General features: G+C 48.0%; 17 protein-coding genes. 2 read left to right on the forward strand and 15 right to left on the reverse strand.

Features of this window, described 5'->3' with window-relative positions; all coding sequences use genetic code 11:
* Positions 1 to 22: 22 nt before the first annotated feature.
* The 6 genes from nudC to BGP75_RS11350 form a co-directional block, all read right to left on the reverse strand.
* Positions 23 to 946, reverse strand: a complete 924-nt coding sequence (gene nudC, locus BGP75_RS11325; RefSeq protein WP_076718726.1) for an NAD(+) diphosphatase — start codon at positions 944 to 946, stop codon at positions 23 to 25.
* Positions 933 to 1,280 (reverse strand): helix-turn-helix domain-containing protein, encoded by a 348-nt coding sequence (locus BGP75_RS11330; RefSeq protein WP_076718727.1) that lies wholly within the window; start codon positions 1,278 to 1,280, stop codon positions 933 to 935. Before BGP75_RS11330 ends, nudC begins: the two co-directional genes overlap by 14 nt.
* Positions 1,281 to 1,443: 163 nt before the next feature.
* Positions 1,444 to 3,117, reverse strand: a complete 1,674-nt coding sequence (locus BGP75_RS11335) for a methyl-accepting chemotaxis protein (protein WP_083704759.1) — start codon at positions 3,115 to 3,117, stop codon at positions 1,444 to 1,446.
* Positions 3,118 to 3,481: 364 nt separating this feature from the next.
* Positions 3,482 to 4,234 carry a hypothetical protein gene (locus BGP75_RS11340; RefSeq protein WP_076718728.1) on the reverse strand — a complete coding sequence of 251 codons (753 nt, stop codon included), beginning with the start codon at positions 4,232 to 4,234 and terminating at the stop codon, positions 3,482 to 3,484.
* 201 nt (positions 4,235 to 4,435) lie between these two features.
* Positions 4,436 to 5,677, reverse strand: coding sequence for an Acg family FMN-binding oxidoreductase (locus BGP75_RS11345; RefSeq protein WP_076718729.1), 1,242 nt, complete (start codon positions 5,675 to 5,677; stop codon positions 4,436 to 4,438).
* Positions 5,678 to 5,781: 104 nt separating this feature from the next.
* Positions 5,782 to 6,396, reverse strand: a complete 615-nt coding sequence (locus BGP75_RS11350; RefSeq protein WP_076718730.1) for a TetR/AcrR family transcriptional regulator — start codon at positions 6,394 to 6,396, stop codon at positions 5,782 to 5,784.
* A gap of 358 nt (positions 6,397 to 6,754) precedes the next feature.
* Between BGP75_RS11350 and BGP75_RS11355 the strand changes: the two genes are divergently transcribed.
* Together BGP75_RS11355 and BGP75_RS11360 are read left to right on the forward strand one after the other, a co-directional pair.
* The gene (locus BGP75_RS11355) at positions 6,755 to 8,815 is read left to right on the forward strand and encodes a TonB-dependent siderophore receptor (RefSeq protein WP_076718731.1); all 2,061 of its coding nucleotides are present in this window, start codon (positions 6,755 to 6,757) and stop codon (positions 8,813 to 8,815) included.
* 79 nt (positions 8,816 to 8,894) lie between these two features.
* Complete coding sequence (locus BGP75_RS11360; RefSeq protein WP_076718732.1) at positions 8,895 to 10,610, forward strand: PepSY domain-containing protein; 1,716 nt, start codon at positions 8,895 to 8,897, stop codon at positions 10,608 to 10,610.
* Positions 10,611 to 10,763: 153 nt separating this feature from the next.
* On the opposite strand, the gene BGP75_RS11365 is transcribed toward BGP75_RS11360, so the two are convergent.
* The 9 genes from BGP75_RS11365 to BGP75_RS11405 are packed head-to-tail and all read right to left on the reverse strand — an operon-like array spanning position 10,764 to position 16,990.
* Positions 10,764 to 11,600 carry a hypothetical protein gene (locus BGP75_RS11365; protein WP_076718733.1) on the reverse strand — a complete coding sequence of 279 codons (837 nt, stop codon included), beginning with the start codon at positions 11,598 to 11,600 and terminating at the stop codon, positions 10,764 to 10,766.
* A gap of 13 nt (positions 11,601 to 11,613) precedes the next feature.
* A complete protein-coding gene (locus BGP75_RS11370; protein WP_076718734.1) occupies positions 11,614 to 12,492 on the reverse strand; it encodes a metal ABC transporter permease in 879 nt (292 codons plus the stop codon).
* Positions 12,492 to 13,202, reverse strand: a complete 711-nt coding sequence (locus BGP75_RS11375) for a metal ABC transporter ATP-binding protein (protein WP_076718735.1) — start codon at positions 13,200 to 13,202, stop codon at positions 12,492 to 12,494. The genes BGP75_RS11370 and BGP75_RS11375 overlap by 1 nt, the downstream gene beginning before the upstream one ends.
* Entirely contained in the window at positions 13,202 to 14,152 is a 951-nt protein-coding gene (locus BGP75_RS11380; RefSeq protein ID WP_076718736.1) for a metal ABC transporter solute-binding protein, Zn/Mn family, read from the reverse strand. The genes BGP75_RS11375 and BGP75_RS11380 overlap by 1 nt, the downstream gene beginning before the upstream one ends.
* Positions 14,145 to 14,669 (reverse strand): DUF6162 family protein, encoded by a 525-nt coding sequence (locus BGP75_RS11385; protein ID WP_143821042.1) that lies wholly within the window; start codon positions 14,667 to 14,669, stop codon positions 14,145 to 14,147. Before BGP75_RS11385 ends, BGP75_RS11380 begins: the two co-directional genes overlap by 8 nt.
* Positions 14,659 to 14,976 (reverse strand): hypothetical protein, encoded by a 318-nt coding sequence (locus tag BGP75_RS11390; protein ID WP_076718738.1) that lies wholly within the window; start codon positions 14,974 to 14,976, stop codon positions 14,659 to 14,661. The genes BGP75_RS11385 and BGP75_RS11390 overlap by 11 nt, the downstream gene beginning before the upstream one ends.
* A complete protein-coding gene (locus tag BGP75_RS11395) occupies positions 14,973 to 15,821 on the reverse strand; it encodes a DUF4198 domain-containing protein (protein WP_083704760.1) in 849 nt (282 codons plus the stop codon). Before BGP75_RS11395 ends, BGP75_RS11390 begins: the two co-directional genes overlap by 4 nt.
* Positions 15,822 to 15,823: 2 nt before the next feature.
* Positions 15,824 to 16,318, reverse strand: a complete 495-nt coding sequence (locus BGP75_RS11400) for a DUF2271 domain-containing protein (RefSeq protein WP_158070099.1) — start codon at positions 16,316 to 16,318, stop codon at positions 15,824 to 15,826.
* A 36-nt stretch (positions 16,319 to 16,354) separates the two neighbouring features.
* Positions 16,355 to 16,990, reverse strand: coding sequence for a PepSY-associated TM helix domain-containing protein (locus BGP75_RS11405; RefSeq protein ID WP_083704761.1), 636 nt, complete (start codon positions 16,988 to 16,990; stop codon positions 16,355 to 16,357).
* Between the last annotated feature and the right edge of the window lie 26 nt (positions 16,991 to 17,016).

Below are 17,016 nucleotides of genomic sequence, written 5' to 3' on the forward strand. Positions count from 1 at the left end.
ACTCGCAACCTTAACTGAAAGTTTAGCCAGCTGCCTGCCAGCTCTCAACTAAAAATCTTGAAATTGAGTCGGACCGGGTTTTTTTGAAGCCCGGTCCCTTATCGCCCCACTCCCCCTGCTGGCTAAGTTCCTCTCGGGTAAACCATTTAGCATCATCCAATTCATCAAGATCCACTTGGATTTCTGCACTTAAGGCCTTGGCGGTAAAACCTAACATAATGGATGATGGAAAGGGCCAGGGCTGGGAGGCCAGGTACTTTACTTCAGTAACATCAATTCCCGCTTCTTCTTTCACTTCACGAACCACTGTTTCTTCCAACGATTCTCCTGGATCGACAAAACCTGCAAGCGTCGAATAAACGCCATCAGGCCAGGACTTTTGCCTCCCCAGCAAACAACGTGTGACCCCATCAGCAAAAGTGTGTTCAACGATCATAATAACGGCTGGATCAGTTCTGGGGAAAGTTCTGTGCTGACATTCTTGCCGCTGACAAAGACGAGAATGACCAGCCTCAATGCTTTCGTTTTTGCACCCACAACGTCCACAGAATCGATGAGTGCTATGCCAGTGTATAAGCCCTTTGCCAAAGGCCAAAACAGCCGCATCTGAAAAAGTCAATGTCGGCCCGACTTTACGTAAGTCCTCAAAACAATACTCAGTTTCAGCCAATTCCCGTTCCGCTTCGGAAAGAAATACGGAATCTACCGCAAACACGGGGCCGCGATCCCCGATTCCAAGAAAAATCGTGTTCTTTAGTTCTACCGAAGCTATATCCCGCCGCTCCAGATATACCGGTTGCAAGTTCTTATCAAACAGATTCCTGCCCGATTGTACAACAACAAAACGAGCAGCTTCGTCTACAAATCTCTGACAAAGCCAGTCTGAATCCTTACGTTCTTTTGAATAACGATTCAAAGGCATCCGGGTATATTTAAGCGCCACCATTATCTCCTTGATTGACAACTTCAGCCCAACTCACAGACCATTTTCCCATAGGCTCTATGATGTTAAATAGTTCAATACCCAACTCGGTCAGACAATAGCCCTCCCCCTGATGACGTATCAACTTCAATGCCCTCAACTCCTTGAGGCGCGTATTCAGTAGTGATGGAGATATTTGTTCACAACAGGACTGTAATTCACGAAATGTCAGCGCCTGCGAATTCAGATTCCATAAAATGCCCAAAGACCATGTACGGCCAAGCAGGTCGAGCAGAGCCATTACAGGCTTGCCGGTTTTTGAGCCCCTGACAGCAACTCCGGGAAAAGGTATAGACATGGAGCCTCCTCTAAAGAAGCCACATTATGCTACATATTCTGTAGCATAAGAAGTAACCCAAAGGGGTTCTCTGTAATTATTTCGCCGGATAGGTTTACGTCAGTCGGAAAAGAAGCGAGATGGAATCATCTCGCCGACCTCAATATTTCTTCAGTAAGCCGGATCACACCCGGAAGTAATGGACCTGTTCACTTAGCCGGTGAGCAAGATCATCCAATGTATGGCTGGCTTTAGCAGAGTTTCGGATGGAGTCAGCCGAACGCTGGGCAATACTGGTAATACTGTCAACGTTATTCTGAACTTCCTGGGAGACTGAAGACTGCTCCTCGGCAGTCGCTGATATTTGAGTATTCATATCCCTGATTCTGCTGACCGCTTCATGGATCGCTTCCAAAGCTGATTCACCTTTTGCTGCTTGTTTAACAACGTCCAATGAATTTTGTTTGCTACGGGTCATGACTTCAGTCGCTCGACGCGCCCCACTTTGCAACTGTGCAATGACCTGCTCTATTTCCTGGGTCGCTTTTTGCGTATTCATTGCCAGCTGCCTGACCTCATCAGCAACAACAGCAAAACCACGTCCATGGTCACCGGCACGAGCTGCCTCGATAGCCGCATTAAGTGCCAGAAGATTGGTTTGTTCAGCGACTCCTGCGATGACATTGAGGATGTTGGATATATTGTGGGAGTTTGCCTCCAATTGCTCGATTACCTGAGCAGAAGACTCAATATCCTCAGAAAGCCCTTTAATCGAATCAATAGTCGTATGGACAACCTCTCGACCAGAAAGCGCCGCTTCATCGGCATCTTTAGCGGCAGTTGAGGCAGTCGTGCAGCTTTCGGAGGCATGCATCGCCGTGCTGTTCATTTCATGAATTGACTGAGCAATATGATCCGTTTGCTGTTGCTGTTCCTGGATCAGCTTTTCTGACTCCTGAGTGACCATTTCCAACTCTTCAGCAGCACCTTCCATCTGATTTGTTGACCCCATCACGCCATCAATCACACTCCGTAGCTGTGCGGTCAGCTGATCCATAGCCAACTGCAACTGACCAAATTCGTCCTTTCGAAAAGAACTCTTCTTACTATGGTCTCGTAAATCTCCCTCAGCCATTCGCTTGGCCTGAGCAACAACCTGTAATAAAGGTCTGGTAATATCCCGGATCAGTAACAATCCGGCAATCAATCCCGCAACAACAGCTGTAATGCTTGCTGCAATCATTAATCGATCATCGGTTTGCTGCCGCTCAGCAACCAGATCTACGGATTCTTTGGATGATTCCTTAACCTGCAAATCAAGCTGATCCATCAGAGTATTTATCTGATCTTTGGCTGCCAGGGCTTTTTTAGAAAACCTTCGCGCTGAAATTTTCTGTAACGCCGTCCACTTTTTGTATGTTTCCAGAGAATTTTTTTGATAGATCTGCTGTTGCTCATCTATTTGCTGAAGAATAGTCGCCAATAGCTGCTTGGATTCACTGTCAGGAAATCGTGAAAGTACATCAGATGTTGCAATCAGTGCATTTTGAGTCGTACTGGACAGTTCGACAAAACGGTCTCTGGATTTATCAATCCGATCCGTTCCATAGTTTTTCTTCTTGAGATCACGGGCTCTGGTAGCCTCACTGCTGCCTCGCTCAAATTCCATCGCTTGTTCCTGCAGCAATCGACTGACATCATTTGCCGCCTGCATCAACGGTATATCAAGTTCAGAAATACTACGGATGTTTTGATTCAGTACGCGGCTACTGGTAAGGCTGTTCCAGGTCAGCCCTACAAGCATAACCAGAAAAAGCAATACAAGCAGAATGATTTTATTACGGACAGTAAACATCATTATCAACGCCTCTACTGTTTGGCAAGCCAGCCCGGATGAACTTAAAGACAGGTCAGACAAACGTTTCTATTGTTTTTATTTTTAGGGTATTACTTTGGAAAATAATGCCTCTCCAAATGCTCCTGAACCAGGCCGGAATATCCATTGCGAGCGAACCAATCGCTTCCGTTTCTCGTGATATTTATCGCCTCCCTGGAAAAAGAAGCAGAACGGGAATTCCATCATGAATTAAATTGCTCATCAACTCTTATCAGATTCCGTCAGATCTTATCTGATTCCGCCAGATCCCAGAAAATAATCAAAGATAATGAATAATATAGCAGCATAGTCAAAGAGCTGTCTTAACAACCCATCCAAATACTATTTACAGGGGCTGCAAACGACCCACTAACTTATGAACGGGGGCATTAAGCTGACGGGACAGCTTCTTGGCTAAAGGTTGTAATCGCCTTGGGTTATTGACTGGCATGCCAGACTTGAAGGCAAAAACAATCATATTGCCATCTTCAACAGAACAGCTCATGCACTGATTGCCAAACTGTTTGCGAATCCGTTGTGCTGCAATGGGGTGGCTGCCTCGATGTTCCTCCCAGAGATTAAGCACCAGCACCCCCTCATCACTCAGATTATGGTAACAGCAGTCCAGAAATACAGAATCCAACTGAGTTTCTATCATCCCGTCATCATTATAAATATCGGCAAAAATCAGATCGCTGCGAACAGGGGTATTTGCCATGTAAAGTCCAGCATCCCCAAGGTGCAAGGATAATTGAGGGGTCAGTTCAAGTGAAAACCACTCTCTCGCAACCTCGACAACTTTAGGCCTGAGTTCAACAACATTCAGCTCCAAACCGGGATCATAATCCTGTAAACACTGAACTAAACTGCCGGCACCCAGTCCCAGCAATGTAACCTGTTTTGGGGCTGGCTGATAAAGCAATGCCAGAGCCATCGCCTGAGTGTATTCGTATATCAGGGTAGCAGGACTCAGCAAATCGACACAGCTTTGCTCAGCATCCTTACCGAAAGCAAGATAGCGGCGTAAGCCATCCTCGAAGACACGTATGGGTCCCCAGTCGTCATAGCATCGATGGATTTCATAACCGGGTATACTCATACCAAAACCTGTACAGCTTTTATAAACAAGAAAAATATCAAAATAGAAACGCAGTATTTTACCTGCGATTCTGTTGGCCAGGGTATGTTATTACCTTAGAAACCTTCGAATAAGCCCATTATGTTCTCAGCAAACCTTTTGAGACCCATCGGATTGGCTCACAGGTTCCCTTATTTAACTGACCATTGTTTAAAAATCAGCTCAAGCTTTCAGCAGTACATCGTCCAGTGCCCGGCGGGGGCTCAGCGCTCCCTTGTTTTTTGCCCACCCCATACGAAAGGAAAATGTGGCCTGGCCTTGGTATTCTGCAGTTAGTTTTCTGAGTTTCTCCATATACCCAGCCCCGGCTTTGCCAGATAACCGGTCCAGCTCCCTGAGTCGATCACCCCACTCCAGCGGTTGGTTCATCGGGTGCATGGACAGTCCGGCTTTGCTGGCCATCAAATGAATCCGCTGCCATACCCGCCCGGCTCGCAGATTATCCTCAGCAGTATAGGGATTGGCTACCACTAACATGGCAGTGAGTGGCGCACTTGCAAGATGGGTATCCCGGGTGGTATCAAGCCAGATCTGGTGACCTTTTTCAGCAGACATGGGGGGTAATATTTTTGCAGCCAAGGTTATTGGTGCAGGTAGCCCAACGCTATCCATGGTAACGCCATCCCGATACGTTTGAATATCATCCGCCTTAAACCGGAACCATGCCTCACTGTCATGAACCATCTGGTAGTCAGCGACTATTTGCTGGGTGGCATCCATCATGACCTGATCAAACAATTGTCGCGCTTCACCCGTCGAAAAGAGGACAAGCTCTACCTGTTCTGAACGAGCCTCCTCTTTGAAGCGGTTCAGCAGATTATTACCGATGGTTCTGTCCCGAAGATATTCACCTCGATAAGTACGTCGATTGGGTATTTCCAGAAAAAGAGGGTTCTCAGCAGACGTCTGTTTATCTAAGGCGATTGTCGCAACAGGAACAACCCCTGCTCGGGATAACGCCTTGGTCAGTTTAGCGCGCTGATACTCAACCTGGGCTCGATAACCAAACCCGGGAGCCGCAATCATAATATTCTCGACTGCACAGCCCAAACCAATATGCATCTCACGTAAGTACGGATCAAAACTCCCCAGGTTTCGTTTAATATCAGCAAATACCTGAATCTGTTTATTACTGACTTTGAACAACCAGGGTTGGGTATTGTGTGGGCTAGAGGCTAGAATAGCACTAGGCAGCATAGCCATAGGACCACTCAAGTGCTGACCCTTCCAGTTATCCCAGGGTTCAAATGCAGGCCCATCAAAAGGACTGAATACATCCTGATCCACCGCTCTCCATACTGTACCGCCGCTGACTAAAATCAGCGCCCCGGCACCAAACTGGGTCACAGCTTTCAAAAATCCACGCCTGGGAATAGTGGAAGGAGCATTATTCTTGTCAGACATTAGCGGCTCTCCTGTTAATTCTCAACAAAGTCACTCAATGGTGACATCCTGACTAAACTCAGATACGACCTACCTGTGTTAGTCGCACCTATATAAGTGCTGTTTTATATGCTGCTTAGGGCTAAATGGCGAAGCGCCCTCTTAATCTGATCCCAGCCCGCTTCTTCCCGCAGGTTAATTCCGTTGTAGATACGGATATGTCGGGCACGGGTTGCTAGATAGTGAATGGATGCGGACATCAAAGCCGTCACTCCAGCAAACAGCTCCGGGTCTGACAGCTCTCCGGGATCAATCAAAGATATCAGCTGTTGTCCCAGATTCTCTCTGATCGTTTCCAGGTGAGCGGTCAGTTCATTTCGCTCAACCATCTCCCAGGCGAGAATTTCCAATGTTAATGGCCGACTGCGGATAGCATCTATGTAGTTTTCGAAAACTCGAGCAACCTGCTCAGGTAGTGGATAAGAACGAAATGCCTGCGCCTTATTACCTATCAGCTCTTCTCCCAGCAGTTCATCAATGCCTGGCCAGAAATCTCCCTGAGCAGCATAACGCTTAACTAAACCATCAAGACCGTCAAAGTATCTGTATATCAATACTTTATCTACGCCAGCTTGCTTGGCTATGGAGTTAACCCCCACTTTTCTGAATCCATCCCGTGCTAATACCTGTCCTGTCGCAATCAGCAGGCGTTGCTCTGTTTCCTGACGATCTCGTTTCACGATCTAACACTCACTTTAATCAACGGTTACTTTAACCAATCGCCACCTTGCCCCACCATTACCCTGATTAAGGTACCGAAGTATCGGCACAACTAATTCCCGCCCTTCTATTCCTATATCATCCAGCAGTCATCTGCATATTGTCACCACCTGGTGACAATATGCAGATGACTGTAATAAAAGTCAAATTTTGGTTTTTGAACTCAGTGTAATTTCAGTGGACTGAATATAAGAAACGACTTTCAATATCACCATTGCGAATAAAAGAAATAACGCAATAAATTATCATTTACCAATGCAAATGATAACCACTATCATGTATAGTTTGAGGCAGATTTTATCAATGGAGAAGAAAACGATGTTTCGCCATTCTTATATGGTCGCATGTATTGCCTCAGCATCACTGGGGACCAGCATAGTTCAGGCAGCCAAAAGCGATACAGAAAAGACTCTGGAGGTAGACAAAGTCACTGTTATCGGCAATGAAACCGAAAAGAAAATACCGCCGCTGGGAGCTCCTGCTACGATCAGTAAAAATGGTGTCGCCATAGAAGAGCTGCCCTATTCTGTGTCTGTGGTAGATGAGTCTTTTATTCAGCAAACCGGTGCAAAGAATATTCAGGATGCACTGCTATACACCAGCGGAGTTTATGCAGGGGCATTCGGTATTGATACCCGTGTCGACTCAACAAAAGTACGTGGTGTAGATCCGGTTAAATATGTCGATGGTCTACGCTCACACTACGGCTATTACAACAATGTGAGACCAAATATTTATTCACTGAAACAGATAGAAGTGATGAAAGGTCCGTCATCAGTTCTTTTTGGTCAGGGTTCAGTGGGCGGTATTGTTAACGCGGTTAGCAAACGCCCTGAAGAGGAAGAATCCGGTGAAATCTGGCTACAGGCAGGTTCGTTCAATCGTAAGCAACTGGCGGCAGATTGGACAGGAGCACTGGATGCCGAAGGTAAGTATCTGTTCCGCTTTATCGGTCTTACCCGTGACAGCGGTACCCAGGTTAACCATGTTGATGATGATGAAACGGTTTTCAACCCTTCCTTCAGCTGGCGCGCCTCTGATAATACTGAGATGACATTTATCTACAATTACCAAAAGCGAGAAGGAGGTATTACCGCTCAGTTTCTGCCGACTCAAGGGACGCTGATGACAGGCCCTCTGGGTCAGCTGGGACCATCTACCTATATTGGCGAACCCGGCTGGGATGCCTATGATCGTAAGCAGTCAGCCCTGACCACCGAGCTAAAACATCGCTTAAACGATACCTGGAGCCTGGCAGCCGTCGCTCGCTATGTTGATGCAGAAACCAACACGCGTGAACACTGGGCCAATATCGGCGTGGCTCCCGATGCCGAAGGTAATATTGGCCGTACCATTCATACCAATAACAAAAGCACACAGGGGCTGAACTGGGACGCACGCCTCCTCGGTCAGTTTGATGTTGGTGTTACTTCCCATCGGTTGTTACTGGGTATAGACCGTCAAGACATTGAAATTGATGATTGGAATACATTCTACGGTGCCGGTACACCCATTAATGCGTACCAACCGGTATATGGCAATGTCGCTGCGGTTTCAGCAGCTATGGACAAGCCTTCGGTAACAACTGAACAACTGGGTTTCTATATTGCTGATCATATAAACTGGGGGCCGGTAGTCCTATCTATGGCAGCACGCCATGATACCGTTAAAACCATACAGTCCGGCTCGGCTGACAAAAAAAACCGTGCAACAACAGGCCATCTTGGATTGATGTACCAATTCAACGGGGGCATCTCCCCGTATGCAAGCTACTCCGAATCCTTTGAAGCCAATACAGGCAGTGATGGCCAGGGAGGCACCCTTGATCCAACCGAAGGTGAACAGGTCGAGTTCGGTATTAAGTACCTGTCTGACGATCAATCCACAGCCATCACTCTGGCCCATTTCGATATTGAACAGCTTAACCGTGTAACCAACGGTACGACACCGGGTGGCTTGCAACAGGTCGGAGCAACAATCGACGGCTGGGAATTAAAAGCCAGAAAAAACTGGGATAATCTCAGCGTGCTTTTTAACTATTCTGCAATCGATGCCAACGATGGTAACGGAGGCCGTTTACCCTACGTGGCAGAGCATCAGACTTCAGTTTGGGGAAGCTACCTGCTGGGTAACAATTGGCGCGCTGGCCTGGGGGTCCGTCGTACTGGCTCAAATGTTGGCTGGGGAGGTTCACCGGCCATAGCCAGTGTGACCCTGGTGGATGCCATGGTCGGATATGAGGTCGGGAACTGGGACTTTACCCTGGACGTAAAAAACCTGACAGACAAAACCTATATTTCCTGGTGTCGCTCTTCTGGAGCTGATTGTGGCTATGGTGAAAAGCTAAACGCCACATTGAATGCTCGATATAAGTTTTAATTCAACCCCTCAGTGACCAAAGCCCTGTCGCTCCCCTTCCGGCAGGGCTTTTTTAATTTGAACTTTGTGGAATTTATTGATGAATACAGCCCTTGGGAAAGATCAACGCAGTCGCTCACGTGATAAGAAAAAACGCAGACTCTCTCTACGCTATCTGGCATACCTGATTCACAGCTTTATGGGTCTAAAACTGACTCTGTTGCTAATTGTGGTGCTCTTCACCGGGTCAATTGCAGCTATTCAGCAGGAGTTGGACTGGTTGATCTATGATGAAATGCGCGCAGAGGTTCAGGAGCAGCGCATAAGTTCAGGTGTATTATTGGATAGGCTCCAGGCAGCTTACCCCGACAACGGCATGTTTTTCTTCCGCAGCGGAGAAAAGTATCCTCATCTGAATGCCCACGCACGTTTTATCGATGACACCGGCGGTTGGCGACACGCATGGATTGATCCTTACAGTGGTGAAGTGAAAGGCGACACTGCCTTACTGTCAATAGGCCAGTTCATTGGTTATCTGCATGCCACTCTGTTTTTACCGGCGATCGGAAACAGTTTAGTGAATGCACTGGGATTGTTGGTATTGATCTCATTGATAACCGGATTAATGACCTTCCCCAAATTCTGGCGCTACTTCTTTAAGCCGCCACGTACAGCAAACCTGCGGGTATTTCTGGGAGATTTACACAAGCTGGTCGGATTATGGAGCTTATGGATAGTGCTCATCATAGGTATCACCGGCAGCTGGTGGTTTTATCAGGATCCGTTTGTTAAGTATCTTGGTGCCCCTTCTATCATTGAGCCTTACCCACAGAAACCGCTGCTCAGTTATGAAGAGCTGGATTCGCTGGAACCTACAGGAACGCCCGATAAGCGCCCCGTTGCAGAAATTATCCAGCAAGTTCAGTCCGCCTACCCCGATCTACAGATCAACATTATCAATCCCCCTGAGCATAGCGCCGACCCATACGAAGTTGTGGGAACAACAGGGGAATTATTACTGAGTGAATGGCGTGGACATCGCATTTTTGTCAACCCGTACACTGGTAAAATCGTCGATGCCTTTATGGTTAAAGACCTGACCTTTATGCAACGTACAGACATGGCGGTGACACCACTGCATTATGGTACCTGGGCGACCGGAGCTTCAGACCTGGTAGTCAAGCTGTTCTATTTTTGCGGCGGTACTGCAATGACATTTCTTGCTGTCAGCGGACTGGTCGTCAGCTACAAGCGAACCCGAAAGGCTGCGCGCAAAGCAGCTCAGCATAGCCCGTTACTGACTAAACTGTATAAAGGCTGGTATCTGATTCGTCCTTGGGGCGGCCCAATGGGAGGATTCAAATATCTCAACCTGATCGCAATTGTAGGCATTGCGGTAGGAACAGGTATCGCTTTAACCCTGAGTGGTCAGGGTACCAAGGGAAGCGGTTTTCTCTATCAAGAACAAACCCTTGGTCCCTGGACCGTATCCATGAATGCAGTCGCCGGTCTGCTGGAGAAAGACCTACCGCCGATACGCCCCGGTAATATGACTAATCTAAATGTGGCGCTCCCCGCAGAAGCTCTGGACAAAATTAAATTCATCTATGCCCGAGTTGGTAAACCTCGCACAATGCGCGCACCAGGAACCCTGATTCATGGCCCAATCGGAGCGAAGCATGTGCATCTAAGCATACCGAGAAAAATAGATAACAAAAGTGAGTTATGGATTACTGCCGTCACCTGGCAAGGAGACTACTATCAGAACCAATGGAGTCTGATGCCGGATGGAAAGAAAACCATCGATGCGCGATAGTTGAGATTAAACCCACTGCATTTAAGATCGTTAAATGAGCGTCTGTCCCCGATCAGGGGGTAGACATGATAACTGGACTGTCGAGCGCTTACCGGTCATCCGACTTCAGCTGTATTCAGCCGTATTTTTTGTTCCCATTGGACCCGGCAATAATCAGTCAATTCTCGTTTGAAGATTTTCTGGATCTAACGCCCGCTGCAAACGATCAAAGTTTCCGTTCAACCAGGCTTCGATCCCCTGGTTAAGTGGCTTCTCCGCCGGATCAAGACTCCAACGCAAAGTTACAAATTCAGGGCTTGGGGATAATCGCCCCACACGCAACGCCTCTTCTGGGCAGTGTTCAGCGTTTTCCAGAGGCAAAAACATGGCTTCAGCCAAAGGAGTTAATTCGAGGTTCATGACGCAGATAGCAGTTACATTCTGATCTATCAATTGTTGCTCCAGCCTCAGAGAAAACAGTTGTATCTGCTGCTGCAGTTGTTGCAAATTCAGAAAGATCTGCTCTGCCTGATCAGGCCAAATGCGACTTAAATCACGGGCTAGAATCTGACTCATAACTTGCAAATTATCCGGCGCTAACCAAAAGTAACTATCGAGTAGCTGTGGATCAGCACTTATTCGCACGCGGGTTCCCGGTTCGTTCAATTCCCGTGCAATATCAATGGGAATCACGCCAATATCCTGTCTACGCAATTTGCCGTACAGGGCATATCGCGGCCAAAGAGATTCCACCGTTACCAACGCCACAAAGGGGCCCGCACTCTGAAGACGTTCATGGCTTTTATTTTTCAGCCAACTGGATATACGCTTTACCGGTAGCCGCTCAGGCGGCAAGTAGACAGCTTCAACCGTAGTTTTATTGAGCAGGCTCTCACTTAATGCCTGAGCAATCGGCAAAGCTGTGGCTATCTTTTCCTCTGCCATCACCACATCACTGCATACTGCCAGCAATAACAATCCTATTCGTTTGTTTTTAAAAATACGTATCATTTCAAAAGCCTTTCTACATAAACATACGCATGCGGTTATAACCAACGGCCAATACAAACCCCAGGCTCGCTAATAACACGATAGATGCTCCGGATGGCACAGGAAGATCGAATGCCATTGGCAGCAGGATACCGGCCAAAGAGCAACTGGTCGAAATCAGGATATTGCACCAGAAAAACTGCATCACGTTACGAGTCACCAAACGCGCAGTGGTTGCCGGAATAAGCAACATTGCCCCAACAAGAATAGCCCCGGCTATCTTCACTGCCGCTACCGTAATCAACGCGATGAGCACTACAAAGATATAGTCGTAAAGCCTTACAGGAATTTCACTGACCCGCGCCAGTTCGGGATTAAGAGTGGCAACCAGTGCATTATTGCCAAACAGCAGCATCGCCAGGATGCAGATACCGCTAACGACCGCCAGAATGGCAAGATCGCTGTCCTGTACCGTGAGGATAGAGCCAAACAGCACGTTCTCTAAAATATGTACGTTAACCTTACGCGCCACATACAGCAGCAAAGCTGCCCCCGTCGCAATAGCCACTGCCAGAAAGACTCCAACCAGAGCATCGTAAGGCACAGAGGTTCGCGACTTAACCCAATGTAACAGTAATGCAAAGATCAGACAGAAACCAAACAAAGCAGCAAACGGATGGGACGCAGGCTCACCCAGTAAAATACCAATAGCTATGCCGGTTAGCGCAGCATGCCCCACGGCTTCAGAGAAAAACGCCAACCGTTTGATAACGACCAGACTCCCCATCCCCCCCAACAACGGACCAATCATCAGCGCAGCGACTAAGCCATTAATCAGAAAACCGTACTGGAACATATCCGGCAGATAGCCCCCAGCCTGGAGTTCAAACAGCATACTCCGTAAACTTTCCATTATGCTACCTCTGACACCCCGGTGCCGGTTACCAATACCAATTGCGGTGGACCCATTGCCTCAAGGCCTGCATTGATTATCAATACGTTATCGGCATGCCGACGAACAAACGCCATATCATGGTGCACCATCACCAACGTATGTCTCTTATCCCGAAACTGACCTATCAGGTCAGTAATCAACGTCTGTCCTTCAGTATCAAGACCGGTCATAGGCTCATCCAGAAACCAAAGTGAGGATTGGCGAAAAAGCGCCTGTGCAAACATCAAGCGCTGACGTTCGCCACCAGAGAGCTGCCCCAGCTGCAGCCCAGCTTTATCTCCAAGCCCCAACTGTTCCAACAATTCAGCAACCTGATGCCGAACCTTGGCAGACTGACGGAAAAATAACGGCCTTGGGCTGATTATCGCCGACATATAATCTTCAATAGTCACCGGCAATACCACATCAAATTGTGATTGCTGTGGAATGTAGGCAGGCATCCTTACAGCATTCAACCCTTTCCCATTCGGGTCTGGCCAATGGCGATTAATCTCCCCCCCGTGAGGCATCAACCCTAACAGGCTTTTTAACAATGAAGTTTTCCCGGCCCCGTTCGGTCCAACCAGCATATGTAATTGCCCGGCAGCCAGCTCCACACTGATGGGATCCAAAACCCGGTTACCCGCCAGGGTCAGACTGACATTATTCAGGGATATCGAAGGCCCCACTAATACTTCCCCCCGGTATCAGCCAGCTTGTTGAGACGACTCAGATACTGTTCTAACGCTTGCATCAATGTTTCCAGATTACCCTCCATCTCTCGCTTAAACTGAGCAGAGTCATACTCGCCGTATGTCATATGAGAGAAATGGTAAATGCGAATTCCCGTGGCCTGTTCTATGGTTGTCACATAGCGGTTATCCATATTAAGCTCGGTAAACAAAATTTGAATATCGGCGGCACGGATGCGATCTATCGTCTGTTGCAACTGACTGACACTGGGCTCCACACCATGTGCTGGCTCAATCACGGTATCGATACCGATCCCAAACTCCTGCAGAAAATAACCATAAGCATTATGGGTACTGGCAATACGCACACCACTCAGGTCCAATCCCATTAAGCGAGCACTGTAGCTGGTCTTCATACGCCGTAATTCACGCGCAAATTTCACAGCATTGATTTTATAAAATTGCGCATTTTCCGGGTCCAGCTCACCCAGCTCTCGAGCAATGGTGTAAAGCTGTCTAATGGATGCACTGATCGATACGAAGGTATGCGGATTCCAGGCTCCCAAAGCATTAGCAACCCCCAGCAATGGAACATCAGCGTTGGCCTCTATCACCTTCAGCCCACCACCGCTTTTACCCCGCTGGCTTTGCAGCGTATCCAATGCACGAAAAGCAAACTCGTCATGACCAATGCCATTAACCACCAACGCATCCATGGTCATCAACCGTTTCAGATCTGCGGGCTGCATTTCATAGCTATGCGGATTAAAACCAGCATCGACCAATGGCACAACCTCAGCACGCTCTTTTACGATTTGACTGACGTAGCTGAAGTAAGGGTGCAGTGTAATGCCGACACGCAGCCTCTCAGCAGCCCCGACCTGAACGCTTGATAACCCCATAACCAACACAAAGAAAAGTGATCTGTAAGAAGAATAACTACGCATTGTGTAACACCTGCCAGTATTCATCTGGCGTACAAGCAGAGGTTGTACGCTTAGATTGATGAGAATGTTTATGGGACCGTTCAACAGAACGCCAATAGACCAGCACCCGGGTATTCAACACCAGTAAAAACTGCACTGAGCTGCCATTGCTGGCATTCAGAGGTGTGCCGATATAGCAGGCCCCGTCCAGTTTCCGCCACCGATGGCGGCTAGTTGCCGATAGATGATCGCTAAACGGCGGTATTCCTTCAGCGGCAAGACTTGCCACCTCGGGTAACGGACTCCCCTCCTGAGCAAGAAACTGAATCTCATCCCCCGCATTACGCAACGCCGTAAGTACTGCTTTATCTTTAACATCCAGTAATAAATAACCCGGAGGTTTGGCCGGGACTGATTGATTGGTTGTAACGCCATAACCACCCACGAACAGGATCAGTAATACAGCCAGCAATACCCAGCGGCTTTCCTGCCTCCCATTGTCGGATCGAACAGGCTCTATATACTGTTCAGAGTTCACCGACATCCACCTCCACCGGGAATTCATGGCCTGAATCAAACTGTAAATAAAACTCCCCCTCCGGCCGCTCAAACTGAACACGGGAGAAACGATCGGCTTTTCGGGTTTGTATTAAATTCTCCTGGTAGTCGAATATTCGAACCGGTTTACCAATGGCCTTGCTGCCATCGCTGAAACCTACTTCGCAGTTAATCAACACCCCGACAGCCGAGCAAACCATCAATGGATAATGGGCTAGTACTCCATTGCTTTGCATTAAAAACGCGCCGCTGAACAACAATAGAAAGAAGGTTTTGCAGAAGGTCATCCCGCTATCACCTCAAATGTGAGATAACGAATCGCTTCGATCGTATCAGCCAGAGGGGATTCGGATGGCATCGACTGACTTGCTGATATCAACCAGGGACCAGCCTGTTCTGGGGTAAAAAGCACTCGACCGGTTTTATCGGTCACTATCTGGATATGATTACGCTCGTCACGGTAACGAGTACCACCCGGCGTAATTTCAACGTTAACACCAGCCGCGGGCTTTCCATTAAGCAAGATCTCAATCACCAGCTCCTCACCCTGAACGATATCATTGGGGTGAGTAATTGGATTCAGTTCCAACCCCTTGCCTGTGGGCTGATAAGCACTATCCGTCGGAGCATTACGGGTAATGTAAACAACACTGGACAGATCAATCAGCTTTGTATTCACTTCGCGGGCATTTTTAGGCAGTTTCTGCTGTGCAGCAACCTTATCCGCCATCATTCGCTTGGGGGTATCCCGTTTACCGGATTTGTAACTGGTAAAATAGAACCGGGGACGCTGTGCAAAAACCTTATAGGTACCATTCTGATCCAATAACAGGTCAAATACGCTACGACGGTGACCTTTAAAGTAGTTACCCAGATAATTTCGATCCCCATCCGGGGAAACGATCTGCACCGTTTCCAGACCAACCCCTTTATCGTAGGCAAACACTCTGTGAGATGCGCTGACATCAAAGGTAACCCAGGAACGTTCATCACCCGAAAAGTTAAAGTCACTCGGCAGAATCCACAGCGGATGCGCCTGAGTGATTGTCGCCAATGAAGCAAACAACAAGCTGCCGCCTAAAGCTGCGGCTTTCAGCATACCCGTCTTAAAAAAAGATCCTTTGATACTCACGGTTAATCTCCTACCTTAATATGAACCAGACCCAGCTCTTTACCTGCAGCAATGGTGTAGTGTTGGGCCTTGTCACCCAATCGAATCTTTTGTTTAAACAAGGTACGGTTTCCATGTTCCCGAACAGCCTCCAGGCAAAGTAAAAAGTCACCCAGAAGCGCTCTGCCTTCGTTGTCCTTACCATCCCAACTCAGGCGATAACTGCCGGGCGGGCGGGTTGCACCGGTTACAGCATCCACCCCCTTGTCATAGCGTCCAGCCTTGCGCCACCAGCGGCGGATATCCTTCAGCCACTTTTTATCGTCATACCAAATCGCCAAAGTACTGAACGCTCTGCGATCACCCTGGCGTTCCACCCATACCGCCACATAAGGGCGTTTATACTGCCCACTCTTGATGACCGGTAGTTGCAGCTCTACATTGACCGTTTCAGCCTGCACACCAACGGTCATTAACCAACTGCCAAACAGTGCAGATAACGCCCATTTCAGTTTCATTATTTTCCTCATTCAGCTTTTAGCTGTGCGATGCAATCAGCCCTTCAGTACCCACAAATACCCGGTCGCCATGATTGCCATACCGAGCCCGCTGATATAAAGCAGTCTTTGTCGGCGTTTTTTCTGTGGCAGTACCAACCAAAGTCCGGTCAATGTGAATAACAACATCAGCAATGCCGATATATCGATAAAAACGCGCCAGACCGTTCCGCTGTATCGCCCCATATGCAGATCGTTAAGTATTGCGATGACACCATAGTCCTGATTTTCCAGTACAAGAACTCCCGTCGCAGGCTGTACTTCTACCAAGCTATAGCCTCCCGGACGCTTCATATCGATCAGCAGCAGCTGTTCATCGGTCTGCCAGTCATAACTGACTTCAACGCCATATATTCCCTGACTTGTACGCAGCCATTCACGCATATGAACAGCCTGTGACAGAGGGTCCTGATACCAGGCTTCAGAATCCTGAAGAACCGCAGGCAACAGCAACTCCTGTACCTGCAAAGCCGGAGGATCAGGGAGCCAGTCTCGGTGATTCAGCGTCAAACCCGTGACAGTAAAAAACAGCATAATCAACAGCATTAACATCGATGTGTAAATGTGTAGTAACCGCGCAATACGGTTTAATCGATTGGCTTTTATTTGCTTTGACTTACCTGGAACGTTCAAACTCTATTCCGTTTTCTTGTGCTTAA

Source organism: Motiliproteus sp. MSK22-1 (assembly GCF_001968815.1).
Lineage (GTDB): Bacteria > Pseudomonadota > Gammaproteobacteria > Pseudomonadales > Balneatricaceae > Motiliproteus.